15 protein-coding genes are annotated in these 16,614 nt (G+C 70.9%); 12 read left to right on the top strand and 3 right to left on the bottom strand.

All coding sequences use genetic code 11. From position 1 onward, the window contains the following. Positions 1-11 precede the first annotated feature (11 nt). From ABT304_RS00900 to ABT304_RS00875, 6 genes are all read left to right on the top strand, one after another. A complete protein-coding gene (locus ABT304_RS00900) occupies positions 12-524 on the top strand; it encodes an ArsR/SmtB family transcription factor (RefSeq protein WP_201451266.1) in 513 nt (170 codons plus the stop codon). Next, positions 521-1,765: an MFS transporter gene (locus ABT304_RS00895; RefSeq protein WP_350712909.1), complete on the top strand. Its 1,245-nt coding sequence runs from the start codon at positions 521-523 to the stop codon at positions 1,763-1,765. The genes ABT304_RS00900 and ABT304_RS00895 overlap by 4 nt, the downstream gene beginning before the upstream one ends. Further along, the gene (locus ABT304_RS00890) at positions 1,762-3,525 is read left to right on the top strand and encodes a serine hydrolase domain-containing protein (protein WP_350712908.1); all 1,764 of its coding nucleotides are present in this window, start codon (positions 1,762-1,764) and stop codon (positions 3,523-3,525) included. Before ABT304_RS00895 ends, ABT304_RS00890 begins: the two co-directional genes overlap by 4 nt. A gap of 160 nt (positions 3,526-3,685) precedes the next feature. Continuing rightward, the gene (gene imuA' / locus ABT304_RS00885; protein WP_350712907.1) at positions 3,686-4,375 is read left to right on the top strand and encodes a DnaE2-dependent mutagenesis accessory factor ImuA'; all 690 of its coding nucleotides are present in this window, start codon (positions 3,686-3,688) and stop codon (positions 4,373-4,375) included. Then, on the top strand, positions 4,372-5,889 hold the full coding sequence (locus tag ABT304_RS00880; protein ID WP_350712906.1) for a Y-family DNA polymerase: 1,518 nt from the start codon (positions 4,372-4,374) through the stop codon (positions 5,887-5,889). The genes imuA' and ABT304_RS00880 overlap by 4 nt, the downstream gene beginning before the upstream one ends. A 12-nt stretch (positions 5,890-5,901) precedes the next feature. Next, a complete protein-coding gene (locus ABT304_RS00875) occupies positions 5,902-9,321 on the top strand; it encodes an error-prone DNA polymerase (RefSeq protein ID WP_350712905.1) in 3,420 nt (1,139 codons plus the stop codon). A gap of 137 nt (positions 9,322-9,458) precedes the next feature. Here ABT304_RS00875 and ABT304_RS00870 read toward each other — a convergent pair whose 3' ends face one another. Further along, a complete protein-coding gene (locus ABT304_RS00870; protein WP_350712904.1) occupies positions 9,459-10,166 on the bottom strand; it encodes a GNAT family N-acetyltransferase in 708 nt (235 codons plus the stop codon). A gap of 69 nt (positions 10,167-10,235) precedes the next feature. Between ABT304_RS00870 and hemW the strand changes: the two genes are divergently transcribed. Then, positions 10,236-11,447, top strand: coding sequence for a radical SAM family heme chaperone HemW (gene hemW / locus ABT304_RS00865; RefSeq protein ID WP_350712903.1), 1,212 nt, complete (start codon positions 10,236-10,238; stop codon positions 11,445-11,447). 89 nt (positions 11,448-11,536) lie between these two features. After that, a complete protein-coding gene (locus ABT304_RS00860; protein WP_160028221.1) occupies positions 11,537-11,731 on the top strand; it encodes a PspC domain-containing protein in 195 nt (64 codons plus the stop codon). Positions 11,732-11,738: 7 nt separating this feature from the next. Here the strand turns inward: ABT304_RS00860 and ABT304_RS00855 are convergent, their stop codons facing one another. Together ABT304_RS00855 and ABT304_RS00850 are read right to left on the bottom strand one after the other, a co-directional pair. After that, on the bottom strand, positions 11,739-12,587 hold the full coding sequence (locus ABT304_RS00855; RefSeq protein ID WP_350712902.1) for a DUF3097 domain-containing protein: 849 nt from the start codon (positions 12,585-12,587) through the stop codon (positions 11,739-11,741). A gap of 19 nt (positions 12,588-12,606) precedes the next feature. Next, positions 12,607-12,879: a hypothetical protein gene (locus tag ABT304_RS00850; protein ID WP_350712901.1), complete on the bottom strand. Its 273-nt coding sequence runs from the start codon at positions 12,877-12,879 to the stop codon at positions 12,607-12,609. Positions 12,880-13,076: 197 nt separating this feature from the next. On the opposite strand from ABT304_RS00850, the gene hrcA reads away from it, so the two are divergent. The 4 genes from hrcA to ABT304_RS00830 are packed head-to-tail and all read left to right on the top strand — an operon-like array spanning position 13,077 to position 16,612. Beyond that, positions 13,077-14,111, top strand: a complete 1,035-nt coding sequence (gene hrcA, locus ABT304_RS00845; RefSeq protein ID WP_160028227.1) for a heat-inducible transcriptional repressor HrcA — start codon at positions 13,077-13,079, stop codon at positions 14,109-14,111. 36 nt (positions 14,112-14,147) lie between these two features. Further along, positions 14,148-15,341 (top strand): molecular chaperone DnaJ, encoded by a 1,194-nt coding sequence (gene dnaJ, locus ABT304_RS00840; RefSeq protein WP_160028229.1) that lies wholly within the window; start codon positions 14,148-14,150, stop codon positions 15,339-15,341. Positions 15,342-15,347: 6 nt separating this feature from the next. Next, on the top strand, positions 15,348-16,091 hold the full coding sequence (locus tag ABT304_RS00835; protein WP_350712900.1) for a 16S rRNA (uracil(1498)-N(3))-methyltransferase: 744 nt from the start codon (positions 15,348-15,350) through the stop codon (positions 16,089-16,091). A gap of 59 nt (positions 16,092-16,150) precedes the next feature. Next, positions 16,151-16,612 (top strand): Gmad2 immunoglobulin-like domain-containing protein, encoded by a 462-nt coding sequence (locus tag ABT304_RS00830; protein ID WP_350712899.1) that lies wholly within the window; start codon positions 16,151-16,153, stop codon positions 16,610-16,612. Positions 16,613-16,614 lie beyond the last annotated feature (2 nt).

Below are 16,614 nucleotides of genomic sequence, written 5' to 3'. Positions count from 1 at the left end.
TGGGAGGTTCGGTGGACGAGGAGATCTCGCGGCTGCGGGCGGCCGGGCACCCGCTGCGGCTCCGGATGCTGTCACTGCTGACGGGCGCCGAGCTGTCGGCGGCGGAGGTGGCGCGCGAGCTCGACCTGACGCATGCCAACGCCTCCTACCATCTCCGGCTGCTCGAGAGCGCCGGGCTGCTCGAGGTCGCGGGCGAGGAGCGGATCCGGGGTGGGGTCGCGAAGCGATACCGGTACGCCTGGCGCCGCGACGCCCCCCAGGGGCCGCCGTCGAGGGAGGACGACGAGGTCCACACCCGTGCGATCGCCGAGGAGCTCGTACGCCGTCGCCGCTTGCGCGCCGACGGGCCGGCCATCATCTCGGACGCGGAGATGTGGGTCGACCCCGATGTCTGGCAGCGGGTCCACGACCTCGTCCGGGAGGCGAGCGGCCTGCTCCATGACAACGCTCGCCCGCCGCGTACGGAGGGCACGATCCACGTGAACCTGACCGCATCCGCCTTCGTGATGGGTGAGGCTCAGTGAGCGTCCGGGACAGCCTCTTCGTCCTCAAGGAGCGCGACTTCGGGTGGTTCTTCGCGTCGCGGTTCGTGAACATGGCCGGCACCTCGATGTCGCACATCGCGCTGGCCTTCGCGGTGCTGGAGGTCACCGACTCGGCGTCGGCGCTGGGTGCCGTTGTGGCGGCACACACCATCCCGATGGTCATCTTCCTGCTGGTCGGAGGCGTGATCGCCGACCGGTTCCCGCGGCGGCTGGTCCTGCAGATCTCGAACCTGTCCTCGGCGCTCACCCAGGCCGTGGCCGCCGGGCTGATCATCACCGGCAGCGCCGAGATCTGGATGCTGATCGTCCTCGAAGCGGTCAACGGCACCATGTCGGCGATGGCGTACCCGGCGATGCAGGGCATGGTGCCGCAGCTGGTCGCGAAGAAGGACCTGCAGCCGGCCAACCTGCTGCTGTCGATGTCGCGAGGCGCGCTGACGATCCTCGGGCCGTCGGCCGCGGCCGTCCTGGTCGTCGGGGTCGGTGCCGGCTGGGCGCTGGCGATCGACGCGCTGACCTGGCTCCTCGCCGCGATCTTCCTGCTGCCGGTCCGGATCCCGCGTCGCGACAAGACGGGCCCGAAGACGTCGGCCATCGCAGACCTGGTCGAGGGATGGACGTACGTCCGTTCCACCACCTGGCTGTGGGTCGTCGTGCTCGCCTTCATGGTGATCAACACGATGTGGTCCGGCGGGATGCAGGTGCTGGGGCCGGCGTACGCCAAATCCTCTTCGCTGGGGGTCCACGGCTGGGGGTTGGGCAACTCGGCCCAGGCGATCGGGATTCTGGTCATGACGTTCGTGCTGATGCGGCTGACCCTCCGGTACCCGCTGCGGGCCGGGATGCTCGGCGTCACGCTGATGGGGCTGCCGTTCATCGCGCTCGGTCTGTGGCCGGAGACCGCGCCTTTCGTCATCGCGATGGCTGTCGCCGGCGCCGGGATCGAGATCTTCGGGCTCGGCTGGAACCTCGCGATGATGGAGAACGTGCCCGAGGAGATGCAGTCGCGGGCGTGGTCGTACGACATGCTCGGGTCCTACATCGCGATGCCGATCGGACAGCTGATGTACGGGCCGCTGGGGGAGTCTTTCGGGACACGACCGGTGTTCCTGGCGAGCGGTGTTCTCTGTGTCTTGATCTGTCTTGCCACGGTTGGGGTGCCTTCCGTGGCTAGGCTGCAACGCGTCGAGCAACCTGCCACCGAAGGAACGCCTGCATGAGCCTGAACACCTCCGTCGTCGACGAGCTCTTCCAGCAGCGCTTCGAGGAGAACCTGACTCCGGGCCTGGCCTATGGGGTCGTACGCGGCTCCGAGCTGCTCCACTCCGGCGCGTTCGGGGCGACGACCGAGGGTGGTCCGGCGCCGACGGCCGAGAGCGTCTTCCGGATCGCATCGATGTCGAAGTCGTTCACGGCGGCGGCGGTGCTGCTGCTGCGCGACCGCGGGCTGGTCGACCTGGACGAGGCGATCGCGCAGTACGTGCCCGAGCTCGTCGACCAGGCGCCCTACTCCGCCGACTCCCCGGCGGTGACGCTGCGGCTGCTGCTCTCGATGTCGGCCGGGTTGCCGACCGACGACCCGTGGGGCGACCGGCAGGAGTCGCTGTCCTACGACGACTTCGGCACGTTCCTCGACGGAGGCTTCTCGACCGGGCGGGAGCCGGGGGTCGGGTTCGAGTACTCCAACCTCGGCTATGCGCTGCTCGGGCGCGCGATCGAGAACGTCGTCGGTGGTGACGCGCCCGAGGGGGCGAACCGGGACTTCGTCGAGCACGAGCTGCTGGCGCCGCTGGGGATGACCTCCTCGGCCTACTCGCCCGATGCGGTGCCGAACCGGGTGCCGGGTCATGTGCCGCCGCTGCATCCGGCCTGGGCGGGTGACCGGCTCGAGGGGCCGCCGACGTGGTCCCCGGTCGCGCCGGTGCCGTCGGGGTCGTTCGCGGCGATGGGCGGTCTGCACTCCTCGGTCGCCGACCTGGCGCGCTGGGTCGGTGGCTTCCTGGGCGCCTTCTCCTCCTCCGCCGACGGGCATCCGCTGTCGAAGGCGTCGCGGCGGGAGATGCAGCAGCTGCACCGGTTCGGCTCGGTGTCGGCCTCGCTGGGGTTCGACGGCCCCGAGGCCGGGATCGGCGCGGTCGCCGCCGGCTACGGCTACGGCCTGATGGTCGACCACGACAGCAGGCTCGGGCAGTTCGTCCACCACTCCGGCGGCTACCCCGGCTACGGCTCGCGGATGGTGTGGCACCCCGAGACCGGGTTGGGTGTGATCACGCTGTCCAACAGCACGTACGCCGGGGGCTACCCGACCGCGATGACCGCGCTGCGCTCGCTGGTGTCCGACGAGCTCGCCGGTGGTGGCTCGCACCGGTTCTCGACGGTGGTCAAGGGCTTGCGGCCGCGGCTCGACTCGGCGCTGGAGGCCGCGGTCGAGCGGCTGCGTACCTTCGATCCTGCGGGTGCTGAGGTGTTCGCGCTGCCGTCGCTCTTCGCCGACAACGTCGAGCTCGACGCCCCCGACGCCGGGCGGCGCGTCCAGATCACCCAGGCGCGCGCGAAGGTCGGGCTGCCGCTGGGCGGCGCGCCCTACGGCTACTTCTCCCGTGCGATGGGCGTGGCGCTGGCCGTGGTGCCGGCCGAGAAGGGCCGCTACGACATCGAGGTCATGCTCTCCCCGGAGGCCGAGCCGCGCATCCAGACCCTGCGCGTCAACGCCGTCCCCGACGCCCATGGCGGCCTCGTCGCCGCTGCCCGCGCCGCGCTCGAGGAGAGCTCCCCGGTCATCGCCGCCCTCCGGGCCTTCGGCGTGCCCGAGCTGATCACGACGCCGCTGTCCGGCGACGGTTCGTCGAAGGCCGACTTCCTGGTCGTCGCCGGCACGACGTACTGGAAGATCGCGGTGGCCAAGACGACCACCGTCACCGCCCTCCCCACCTCCGACTATCCCCGCCTCACCTACCTCGCCTCCGCGCTCCGCGGCTGACCCACCCGCCGAGGCGTCAGCTACGTCGGCCGAAGCGTCACTCCCGTCGGCCGAATGGGCATTCCGCTGCCAACTCGGCCGACGTAAGTGACGTCTCGGCCGGCGGGAGCGACGCCTCGGCAGGGTTGCCTCGTTCGAACAAATGTTCGATACTCATTGAGTGGGAGTGGTAGCGGGGATTGAGCGACACCAGAAGCTGGCTCAGATCGAGCAGCTCCGGTCGAAGGTGCGACGGCTGGAGCAGAAGCCGGGCATGGGCGCGGAGCTGGCGACGCACGAGGCGCTCGGTGGGGTGGTGCAGCTCCGGGCCGGAGGGACGTACGCGGCCGACTCGCTGTCGCTGGCGATGCTGCTGCTCGCGGGGCCGTCGGCGGCGGGGGAGTGGACTGCCGTCGTCGGGGTGGAGGACTTCGGCGTCGAGGCTGCGGCCGAGGCCGGGGTCGACCTGGAGCGGACCATCCTGGTGCCACGGCCGAAGGACTCCTGGCTGGAGGCGACCGCGGCGCTCGTCGATGTGACCACGCTGGTGCTGGTCCGGCCGGTGGGGCGGGTGACGCCGAGCGTTGCCGAGAAGATCGGTGCCCGGCTGCGCACCCGCGGCGCCGCGCTGGTCGCGCTGGGGGAGTGGCCGAGAGCAGACGTACGCCTCCGGGCGACCGAGCCGCGCTGGGTCGGGCTGGGCAACGGCGACGGCCATCTCCGGGCGCGCAGGATGGTGGTCGAGGCGGTGCGTGGGACGGCTCCGCCGCGGCGTACGGCACTCTGGTTCCCGGCCGAGGACGGCGGTCTGCGACGCGTCCTCGAACCGGTCGCTGACCTTGCTGACCTGCGGAAACAGGAGTCGGCATGAGTCGTACGCTGGTGGTCTGGTGTGCCGACTGGCCGGTCGCCGCGGCGCTGAGCGAGGCGGGGTTGCCGCGGCACCTGCCGGCCGCGGTCTTCGCGCAGAACCGGGTCCAGGCCTACAACCAGGCGGCGCGGGAGTTCGGGATCAAGCGCGGGATGCGGCGCCGCGACGCCCAGTCGCGCTGCCCGGAGATCCAGGTGCTCGCCGCCGACGAAGCCCGTGACGCGCGGGTCTTCGAGGAGGTGCTGGTGCGCCTGGAGGAGCTGCGCCCCGGCGTCATGCCGCTGCGTCCCGGACTGGTCGCGCTGCGCTCGCCGGCACGCTTCTACGGCGGCGAGGCCGAGGCCGGCGCGGCGATCGCCGAGTGCGTGGTCGAGCTCGGGATCTGGGACGTACGGATCGGCATCGCCGATGAGCTCTTCACCGCCGAGCAGGCCGCGCGGAGCGCCGGTCCGCAAGAGACGTACGCAGTCCCGGCAGACGGAGGCTCCACCGCGTTCCTGCGCGCCCTCCCGGTCCATGTGCTCGAGGACGCGAACGCGGTCAGCCTGCTGCAGCGGCTCGGTCTGACCACGCTCGGCGGCCTCGCCGACCTGCCCGGCGCCGACGTCAAGGCGCGCTTCGGTGCGCAGGCCGCCTGGGTCCGCCAGGTGATCCACGGTGAGGGAGTGCGGCCGGTGACGGGGCGTACGCCACCGCCCGAGCTCACCACCGAGGTGGCCTTCGAGCCGCCGCTCGACTCCGCCGAGGCGGTCTGCTTCTCGGCCCGGCAGGCGGCGGAGGGTTTCGTGAAGGGTCTCGCGACGCGCCAGGAGGTCTGCACCGAGGTGCGGATCGAGGTCGTCATGGAGGACGTCCCGGACTCGGTGCGCACCTGGGCGCACCCGCGGTGGTTCTCCTCCGTCGATCTCATCGACCGGCTGCACTGGCAGCTGGCCGGGGTCGTCGCAGGCGGGGCGGTGATCGAGGTCCGCTTCGTCCCCGAGGTCGCCGTCTCCGAGGCGGTCCACGCCGACGGTCTCTGGGGCGGTACGAACGAGCGTGTCGATCGCGGCATCGCCCGGGTGCAGGGCCTGCTCGGCCACGAGGCCGTCGTCGCCCCGGTGCTCCAGGGCGGCCGGACCCCACGCGACCGCCAGGCGTACGTCCCCTGGGGCGACCGCCCCACCACTCTCCGCGATCGCGGACTGCCGTGGCCGGGGAGCATCCCGCCGCCGGCGCCTGCCCGGGTCCTGGCCGAACCATGGCCGGCGGAGGTCTGCGACCAGGCCGGGCGGCAGGTGCTGGTGCTCCCGCGCGGAGGCGTTTCCGCCGACCCCGCCCGCTACCGCCCCTCGGCCGGCCAACCCTGGCAGCGGGTCGCCTCCTGGGCCGGTCCGTGGCCGGTCACCGAGGCGTGGTGGGAGCCCGGCGGCGGGCGACGGGTCGCCCGCTTCCAGCTCGTCGGGGTCGACGGCCGCGCCTGGCTGGCCACCTTCGACACCGACCACTGGCTCACCGAAGCCAGCTACGACTGATGGGCTCGGCTGATGGGCTGGAACAACCCCGAGATCCCGTGGAAGGAGCTGGAACGGCGACTGTCGGGTCGCCCGCCGAAGGACCCCTACGGCGACGCGCCGATCTCCCGGCGCAAGAAGCGGCTGCCCGATGCAGAGGTGCGCGGGCCGGAGGGCCCGGTGGTGCCGTACGCCGAGCTCCATGCCCACTCCGACTTCTCCTTCCTCGACGGAGCGAGCTCCCCGTCGGCGCTGGTCAGCGAGGCGATCCGGCAAGGGCTGCACGGGATCGCGATCACCGACCACGACGGGTTCTACGGGGCACCTGCCTTCGCGGAGGCGGCACAGAAGCTGACGGGGCCGGCACGGCTGCTGACCGTCTACGGCGCCGAGCTGTCCCTGGGCCTGACCAAGCCGCAGAACGGGATCGCCGACCCCGAGGGCAGCCACCTCCTCGTGCTCGCTCGGGGCGTCGAGGGCTACCGGCAGCTGGCCGGCGCGATCACCGAGGCGCAGCTGCGGGGCGACGAGAAGGGCCGGCCGGCCTACGACCTCGACGAGCTCGCCGACCGGGCTCGCGCCGGCAACTGGCTGATCCTGACCGGGTGCCGCAAGGGCACCGTACGCCAAGCGCTCACCGGCACCGGTCCGATCGCCGCGGCCCGGGCCCTGCGCGACCTCACCGATCGTTTCGGACACGAGAACGTCGTCGTCGAGCTGACCGACCGCGGCCATCCGACCGACTCCTACGACAACGACCTGCTCGCCGGCATCGCCGGCGAGGCGGGCCTGCCCACGGTCGCCACCAACAACGTCCACTACGCCACCCCCGACCGGCACCGGGTGGCCGACGCGCTCGCGGCGGTCCGCGCGCGGCGCACCCTGAACGACATCGCCGGCTGGCTCCCGGCCGGCCCGGTGGCGTACGTCAGGACGGGGGAGGAGATGGACCAGCTCTTCCGGCGCTACCCGGGCGCGGTGGCGCGCAGCGTCGAGATCGCCGAGGAGTGCGCCTTCGACCTGCGCAAGGCCACCCCGAAGCTGCCCAAGCGCGGGATCCCCGAGGGCGAGACCGCCGCGAGCCGGCTGCGCCACCTGACCGAGGAGGGTTTCGCGGAGCGCTATGCGAAGGCGTACGCCGGCGACCCGGAGTTCGTCGAGAAGGCCCGCAAGCGCGTGGAGCACGAGCTCGACGTCATCGAGCGCAAGGACTTCCCGGGCTACTTCGTGATCGTGCACGACATCGTCGAGTTCGCGCGGAGCCAGGAGATCCTCTGTCAGGGGCGAGGGTCGGCGGCCGCGTCCGCGGTCTGCTACGCGCTCGGGATCACCGCGATCGACCCGGTCTTCTACAAGCTGCCGTTCGAGCGGTTCATCTCCGAGCACCGGGAGGAGGAGCCGGACATCGACGTCGACTTCGACTCCGACAAGCGCGAGACGGTGATCCAGTGGGTCTACGACACCTACGGCCGGCGCAACGCCGCGCAGGTCGCGAACATCGTCGGCTACCGGCCGAAGATGGCGGTCAGGGACGCGGCCAAGGCGCTCGGCCACAGCCCCGGCCAGCAGGACGCCTGGTCCAAGCACCTCGGCTACTCCCGCGTCGAGGCGCCCGACGACGTCGGCATCCCCGCTCCGGTCCTCGCGCTGGCCGAGGAGATCCATGGAGCGCCTCGCCATCTCGGCATCCACTCCGGCGGCATGGTGCTGACCGAGGAGCCGATCGGGGAGGTCGTACCCATCGAGCGTGCCCGCATGGAGAAGCGCACCGTGATCCAGTGGGACAAGGACGCCGCCGAATACATGGGGCTGGTGAAGTTCGACCTGCTCGGGCTCGGGATGCTGGCGGCGCTCGACCACATGATGCATCTGGCTCTCGAGCACCTGGGGGAGGGCTGGACCCTGGCGACCATCCCCAAGGAGGAGCCGGCGGTCTACGACATGCTCTGCCGGGCCGACTCGATCGGGGTCTTCCAGGTCGAGTCGCGCGCGCAGATCGGCACCCTGCCGCGCCTGCAGCCGCGCTGCTTCTACGACCTGGCCATCGAGATCGCGCTCATCCGGCCCGGGCCGGTGCAGGGCGGAGCGGTCCATCCCTACGTACGCCGGGCCACCGGGCGCGAGGAGGTCAGGTACGCCCACGAGCTGCTGGAGCCGGTGCTGGAGCGCACCCTCGGGGTGCCGTTGTTCCAGGAGCAGCTCATGGAGATGGGTCGCGTCCTGGGTGACTTCAACCACGACGACGCCGATCTGCTGCGCCGGGCGATGGGCTCGAAGCGTGGTCTCGAGCGGATCGACTCGCTCAAGGAGCAGCTCTACGAGGGCATGCGCGCCAAGGGGATGAGCGAGGAGACGGCCGAGGCGGTCTACACCCAGATCCTCTCCTTCGCGAACTTCGGCTTCGCCGAGTCTCATGCGCTGAGCTTCGCCAAGCTCGTCTACGCCTCGTCGTGGTTCAAGCTCCACTACCCGGCCGCGTTCCTGGCCGGTCTGCTCCGCGCCCAGCCGATGGGCTTCTACTCACCGCAGTCGCTGACCCAGGACGCCCGCCGTCACGGAGTGGAGGTACGCCGCCCCGACCTCGTCCTCAGCCAGGCCGCCGCAGACCTGGAGCCGCTCGATGTCGACGTCGTGTCGCCGACCGGGAAGGAGGACTGCCGGCTGGACGGCGAGAAGACCCCCTGGGTACCCGGCACCCCCGACCCGACCCCGGAGCACCGGCGTGATGGCAACTTCGCGGTGCGGCTTGGCCTGGATTCCGTACGCGGCATCGGCAAGGACGTCGCGAAGCGGATCGTGAAGGCTCGCGAGGAGGCACCGTTCAAGGACTCCCTCGACCTCTCCCGTCGCGCCGGGCTGGAACGCGCCCAGCTCGAGGCGCTGGCGACCGCTGGATGTTTGGAGGTGTTCACATCGAGCCGTCGACAGGCGCTGTGGCAGGCGGGCTGGACAGAGACCGAGGATCAGCTCGAAGGGGTGCGGTTCACCGCCGAGACCCCTGCGCTGCCCGGCCTCGACCCGGTCGAGGAGACCCTCGCCGACCTGTGGGCGACCGGCGTGACCCCAGGTAGCCATCCCTTCGCCCATCTCCGGGCCGGCCTGACCGCGGCGGGGCTCCCGAAGATCAGCGACCTCCCGACCTCGGAGCCCGGCCGACGCATCACCGTCGCCGGTCTGGTCACCCACCGCCAGCGCCCAGGAACCGCGGGCGGCGTCACCTTCATCAACCTGGAGGACGAGACCGGCATGCTCAACGTCGTCTGCTCCGCCGGCCTGTGGAGGAAGCACCGCAAGATCGCCGTCTCCACCTCCGTCATGCTCATCCGCGGCATCCTCGAGCGCAACGACGGGGTCACCAACCTGGTCGCCGACCGCCTCGCCCCGCTCGAGGAGATCCACCCCGAGGCGGCCAAGGCCATCGCCTCCCGCCACCGCTCCCGCGACTTCCACTGACAGCCGAGACGTCGGCTACGTCGGCCGAGGCGTCACTCCGGTCGGCCGAGACGGCAGCCGGTGACCGCTCGCGCGACGTACGTGACGCCTCGCTCGACGCGGGTGACGCCTCGGCCGGCGGGGGTGACGCCTCGGCGTCAGCCGGCGGCGCGGAAGAGCTCGAAGGTCGTACGCCGCCGCTCCTCGAACCCGAGACCGAGGTAGACCGAGATGGCGCCGGTGTTGGCGACGGAGGCGTGCATCAGGGCGCGGGAGCCGCGGGCGTGGATGTCGGCGGTGACGGCGCGGACGAGGCGGCCGGCGAGGCCGCGGCCGCGGGTCTCGGGGGCGGTGCAGACGGCGCTGATCTCGATCCAGCCGCCCGGGTGCATCCGCTGGCCGGCCATCGCGACGAGGCGGCCTTCGTGGCGCAGCCCGAGATACGTACCCATCGTGTGAGTCGCCTTCTCGAACGGCCCGGGCTCGGTGCGGGCGACGAGGTCGAGCATCTCGGGGACGTCGGCGGACCCGAGCACGACCGCCTCGGGATCGGGCGCGGCAGCGACTCGTGACGTCTCGACGAGCTGGACCCCTTCGCCGCCACCGACCATCTCCCACCCGTCCCCGCAGACCCCGGCCGCACCGGTGATCAGCGCGGTGCCACCGGGCCCGACGGCCGCGGCCAGGTCGCGCCACGCCTGCGGCTCGCGCGGGTCCGAGACGGCGGCGAAGGGCGAGACGTCGGGACGGTAGCGACGGGCGAGCCCCGAGCCCTCGGCGAGCGAGGCATGCGCACCGGTCAGCGAGTGCCAGACCGGGTTGTCGAGAACATCGTCGAGAAGAAGATCAGGCTGCGAGACGGGCACGCCGGAATTTTCCCACCCCCGCCCCGGTCACGGTTAACCCTTTTCGACAGGTGGATCGATAATGGAGGGGTGCCTTCCGCTCTGCCCCCCGGCGACCCCGCCCCCACCGACGGGTCGCTACCGGCCGAATCGCTGAGCACGCTGGGGGAGAAGGGGCTGGGCTTCTACGTCCACGTTCCGTTCTGCACGGTCAGATGCGGCTACTGCGACTTCAACACCTACACCGCGCTCGAGCTCGGCGAAGGCGTGAGCCGCCAGACGTACGCCGACCAGGCCGTCGAGGAGATCAGGCTGGCCCGCCGGGTGCTGGCCGACAGCGACAAGCAGGTGGACACCGTCTTCTTCGGCGGCGGCACCCCGACGCTCCTGCCGGCGAGTGACCTGACCGGCATGCTCGGAGCGATCAGGGACGAGTTCGGCCTCGCCGACGACGTCGAGGTGACGACCGAGGCCAACCCCGACTCGGTCGACCTCGACTACCTGCGCACCCTGCGCGAGGGCGGCTTCACCCGGCTCAGCTTCGGCATGCAGTCGGCCGTCCCGCACGTACTGAAGACCCTCGACCGCACCCACGACCCCGAGCGGGTCCCGATGGTCGTGGAATGGGCCCGCGAGGCCGGCTTCGAGCAGGTCTCCCTCGACCTCATCTACGGCACCCCCGGTGAGTCGATCGACGACTGGCGCACCAGCCTCGACGCCGCCCTGGCCAGCGACCCCGACCACATCTCGGCCTACTCGCTGATCGTCGAGGACGGCACCGCACTGGCCCGACAGGTCAGAAGAGGCGAGATCGAGATGCCCGACGAGGACGACCTCGCCGACAAGTACGAGCTGGCCGACAAGGCCCTCCAAAACCATGGCCTGACCTGGTACGAGGTCTCCAACTGGGCCACCGACGAGTCCCAGCGGTGCCGCCACAACATGCTCTACTGGCAGGGTGGCGACTGGTGGGGTGTCGGCCCCGGCGCCCACAGCCACGTCGGCGGCACCAGGTGGTGGAACGTCAAGCACCCCAAGGCGTACGCGGACCGGATCACCAGCAACCAGAGCCCCGCCCATGCCCGCGAGATCCTGGCCGAGGAGGACCGCCGCGTCGAGCGCGTCCTGCTCGAGCTGAGACTCGCCGACGGCCTCCCGGGGGACGCTCTCGACGACGAGGGCCGCGCCGCTCTCCCGGAGCAGGTACGCCGCGGCCTGGTCACCGTCGCCGACGACACGATCTTCCTCACCGAGACCGGCAGGCTCCTCGCCGACGCGGTGGTCCGAGACCTGCTCCCCTGAGCATCCCTGAGTTCGGGACCTTGGTCCTGATCGAAGGATCAGGGGTGATCCTGATTGGTAAAGAGGGTCCGACAGGGGAGAGTGGAGCTATGGCAACCACAACTCTTTCCCGTCCCAGCAACGACAAATGGATCGCCGGCGTCTGCGGTGGCCTCGGTCAACGTTTCGGCATCAACTCGAACCTGATCCGGCTGGCCTTCGTCATCTCCTGCCTGCTTCCCGGACCGCAGTTCATCGTCTACATCGTGCTGTGGATCATCATGCCGAAGAAGTCGTCCTACTGACGGAGCCTCAGGCGGGCTCGGTCACGAAGTCGATCAGCTCCTCGACCCGCCCGAGCAGGGCGGGCTCCAGGTCACCGAACGAGTTGACCCGGCCCAGGATGTGCTTCCAGGCCCGGGCGATGTCGGCCTGATCCCGGTGCGGCCAGCCCATGTGCTGGCAGATGCCCTTCTTCCACTCGATCGACCGCGGCACGTTCGGCCAGGCCTCGAGCCCCAGCCGGGCCGGCTTGACCGCCTGCCACACGTCGATGAACGGGTGGCCGACGATCAGCACGTGCTGGCCGACCGCGGAGCGCCGGATCGACTCCGCGATCCTGGCCTCCTTCGAGCCCTTCACCAGGTGGTCCACCAGGACCCCGACCCGCCGCTGCGGTCCGGGCTTGAACGAGACCAGGTGGTCGGCGAGGTCGTCGACGCCGCCCAGATACTCGACGACGACACCCTCGATCCGCAGGTCGTCACCCCAGATCTTCTCGACCAGCTCGGCGTCGTGACGACCCTCGACGAAGATTCGCGACTCGCGCGCGACCCGGGCCTTGACGTTGTCCACGGCCACCGAGCCCGACGCGGTGCGGGTCGGCTTCGCGGGTGCCGTGCGGGTCACCGGGGGAGTGAGGATGACCGGCTTGCCCTCGAGCCAGAAGCCCGGACCGAGCGGGAACGTACGCCGCTTGCCCTTCCGGTCCTCCAGGGTCAGCGTGTGCAGGTCGCGGTCGATCCGCACGATCTCGCCGACGAAATCGGTCTCGACCTCCTCCACCACCGCGCCCAGCTCTGCGGGAGTCTCGACGGCACGCCCGTTCTTGGGCTTGCGCCAGTCGCCGGCCAGTACGTCGGAGCCGTAGCGATCGCTCATCCGGAGAACGGTAGTGGAGTCAGCAGCGAGAACCGGTGAGCACGCGCCCGAGCTGCTCGAGAACGTCGTCCGGCGTGGCCGCGGTCTCCGGGAACCGGAAGGTCACGTGGTGGCCGCCGTCGAGGGTGATCCAGGAGACGTCGACGCTCTCGGCGGTGAGGTTGGAGAGGCGTACGCCCACGATGTGACGCGGCCGCAGCCCGAGCCGTGCCGAGAGCGAGCGGCACAGGTCCGCCTGGTGCTCGTCGTTGGCGTGGGCCGTGATGCGGACCAGCAGATCGTCGGCGATCATAGGACTCTCCAGTGGGGCGGAAGCAGTGCAGCGGGTGACTCTAAGGTCAGCCTAACCTAAGGCTATCTCGATGGCGAGAGACGTGTTTCGTTCCACAGAGCGGAGCAGCCACCGAGAACTGGTGCCTGTGACACGAACCGGTAGGATTGGCACTCGCACGGAATGAGTGCCAAGCAGCCAGGGCGATAGGAGGGCAGATGCAGAACGAACGCAGGCTCTCCGTCCTCAGGGCGATCGTCGAGGACTATGTGAAGACCGAGGAGCCGGTCGGCTCCAAGGCGCTCGTGGAGCGTCACGGCCTCGGCGTCTCCCCGGCGACGGTGCGCAACGACATGGCCGCGCTGGAGGAGGAGGGCTACATCACCGCCCCCCACACCAGCGCCGGCCGGGTGCCCACTGACAAGGGCTACCGGCTCTTCGTGGACCGGCTGACCACGGTCAAGCCGATGACCGCGGCCGAGAAGCGGGCGATCGCCGGCTTCCTCGACGGCGCGGTCGACCTCGACGACGTCGTCACCCGCTCGACACGGCTGCTCTCGCAGCTGACCCGCCAGGTCGCGGTGGTGCAGTACCCGACCCTGAGCCGCTCGACGGTCCGCCACGTCGAGCTGGTCGCGCTGGCCCCGACCAGGCTCCTCCTCGTGCTCATCCTCAGCACCGGCCGCGTCGAGCAGCGACTGCTCGAGGTGACCGAGGAGGTCTCCGAGGAGACCCTGGCCGCGCTGCGCACGAAGATCAACACCGCGGTCTCCGGCGCCGTCATCGCCGAAGCCGGCGAGGCGCTGCGCACGATCGCCCAGCCGGCCGACGCGCCCGCCGACGCCCCGCAGGACCCGCTCGCCTCCGCCGTGGCCGAGGCCCTGATCGAGGCGATGAACGACCACCGCTCCGACGAGCGGATCTCCATCGGCGGCACCAGCAACCTGGCCCGCTTCGGCGACAGCTTCGACACCGCCGTACGCCCGCTCCTGGAGGCCCTCGAGGAGCACGTCGTCCTGCTCAAGCTGATGGGCGAGGCGACCGCGGGCGGGCTGGTCACGGTGCGGATCGGCGCCGAGGGCCCCTACCAGGAGCTTTCCCAGACCAGCGTGGTCGCGACCGGCTACGGGCCTGGCGACGAGGCGCTGGCCACGCTCGGCGTGGTCGGCCCCACCCGGATGGACTACCCCGGATCCATGGCGGCGGTGCGCGCGGTGGCGCGCTACCTCTCCCGGATCCTCGACGAGGCCTGAGCAGAAACTCGATTCAAGGAAGATCAGCGAACTTCGATGGCAGGAAGACAGACGTTGGACCCCTATGAGCTCCTCGGTGTCGACAAGGACGCCGACGACGCAACGATCAAGAAGGCGTACCGGAAGCTGGCGCGCCAGTACCACCCTGACGTCAACCCGGACGCCGAGTCGCAGGAGAAGTTCAAGGAGATCTCCCACGCCTACGAGGTGCTGAGCGACCCGCAGAAGCGGGCTGCGTACGACCGCGGTGGCGACCCGTTCGCGGGCGGCTTCGGTGCGCAGGGCGCGGGCTTCTCGTTCACCGACATCATGGACGCCTTCTTCGGCGGCGCCGGTGCCGGCACCGGAGGCGCCGGGCGTGGCCCCCGTCCGCGCGTACGCCGCGGGCAGGACGCCCTCATCCGTCTCGACATCGACCTGGCCGAGGCCGCCTTCGGCGTCACCCGCGACCTCAAGGTCGACACCGCCGTCGTCTGTGACACCTGTGGTGGCGAGGGGGCAGCGGAAGGCTCCCACCCGATCCCGTGCGAGACCTGCCACGGCCAGGGTGAGGTCGCGGTCGTGCAGCGCTCCTTCCTGGGCGAGATCCGCACGCTGCGCCCGTGCTCGGCCTGCAACGGCTTCGGCACCGTCATCCCCGACCCGTGCCGCGACTGCAGCGGCGAGGGCCGGGTGCGCTCCCACCGCACCCTGACCGTCAAGATCCCGCCGGGCGTCGACGACGGCACCCGGGTCCAGCTCGCCGAGCAGGGCGAGATCGGCCCCGGCGGCGGTCCCGCCGGCGACCTCTACGTCGAGATCCACGTCGCCAAGCACGCCACCTTCACCCGGAGGGGCAACGACCTGCACTGCACCGCGAAGGTGCCGATGACCGCGGCCGCGCTCGGCACCACGCTCAACCTGCCGACGCTCGAGGCCGACCTCGTCGGCGAGGGCGCCGACCAGATCGACCCCGAGGACGCCTCGATCCAGATCGACCTCAAGCCCGGCACCCAGTCCGGCACCGACCACGTCCTGCGTGGCCGCGGTGTGCCGGGTCTGCGCGGCGGTCGCGGCGATCTGATCGTGACCATCAACGTGGAGACCCCCACCAAGCTCGACCTCGAGCAGGAGGCGCTGCTGCGCCAGCTCGCCGAGATGCGCGGTGAGGAGTCCGTCCAGGGCCAGCTCAAGGCGGCTCACAAGGGCGGCGTCTTCTCCTGGTTCAAGGACACCCTCAACGGGCACTGATCCTCGATGACTCTCCCAGTGCACCTCGTCGAGTCGCTCGTCGGCACCCGTGTCGGCGACGACATCGAGGTGACCGGCGACGAGGGTCACCACGCGGTCGTCGTACGCCGCCTCCGGGTCGGCGAGGAGGTCGTGCTGACCGACGGTGCCGGCGAGGGCGTCACCGGCACGATCACGCAGACCACCAAGAAGTCGATGACCGTACGCGTCGACGAGATCATCCTCGGCGACGCGCCGCCCGAGCCCGCGCTGACGGTCGTCCAGGCGCTGCCCAAGGGCGACCGCGGCGAGCTCGCCGTCGAGATGCTCACCGAGATCGGCGCCGCCAGCATCGTCCCGTGGGCGGCGACCCGCTCGGTCGCCGTCTGGAAGGGCGAGCGCGCGGTCAAGTCCCTGGGCCGCTGGCGGGCCACCGCCCGCGAGGCCGCCAAGCAGTCGCGCCGGCTGTGGCACCCCGAGGTCGAGCCGCTGGCCACCACCGACGCCGTCGTGTCCAAGATCGAGGCGGCCGACGTCGCCGTCGTGCTCCACGAGGAGGGCACCCTCCCGCTCGGCGCGGTCCCCGTCATCGACGACGGCACCATCCTGGTCGTGGTCGGCCCCGAGGGCGGCCTGACGGAGGAGGAGATCTCCTTGTTCGAGAAGGCCGGCGCCACCACCATCCGTCTGGGCGGCGAGGTCCTGCGCACCTCCACGGCAGGCGTGGCGGCGAGCGCCGCCCTGCTGGCCCGCACCCGCCGCTGGGACTGACCGCCGACTGCTCGGCGTGGTGGGTTCGTCCTTCGCGGATGCCGGGTGAGTATGGAGGCATGAGGAGCACACGTACGCGTCCGGCGGGCGCCATGATCGCTCTTGCTCTCTGCGGCGTGCTGGCCGCCGGGTGCGGCAGCAACGATGCCGTCGCCGAGGATCCCGAGGTGTCGGCAGAGCCGTCCGAGGAGCCGTCGACGCTGCCACGTACCTCCGGCCTGATCACGCTGGCGGCGCCGGCCGAGGGTGCGACGGTCTCGGACAGCTTCGAGGCCTCGGGCAAGGCGAACTCGACCGAGGCCAACGTGCCATGGGAGGTCCGGGACACCACCGGCGAGACGGTGCTGGAGGGCCACGCGACGGCCGAGGGCTGGATGGACAAGCTCTACCCGTGGAAGACCACGGTCGACGTCTCCGAGCTCGAGCCCGGGACGTACCTCTTCATCGCTCGCACCGACGACACATCCGACGGCGAGGGGAAGCCTTCTGAGGAGGTTGGCGCCCGGATCACCGTCGAGTAGGA

Origin of the sequence: Nocardioides sp. NPDC000445 (assembly GCF_040300245.1) — a bacterium.
GTDB lineage: Bacteria > Actinomycetota > Actinomycetes > Propionibacteriales > Nocardioidaceae > Nocardioides.
Note: the sequence above shows the minus strand (reverse complement) of the source record. Positions and strands in the feature narration are given on the sequence as shown.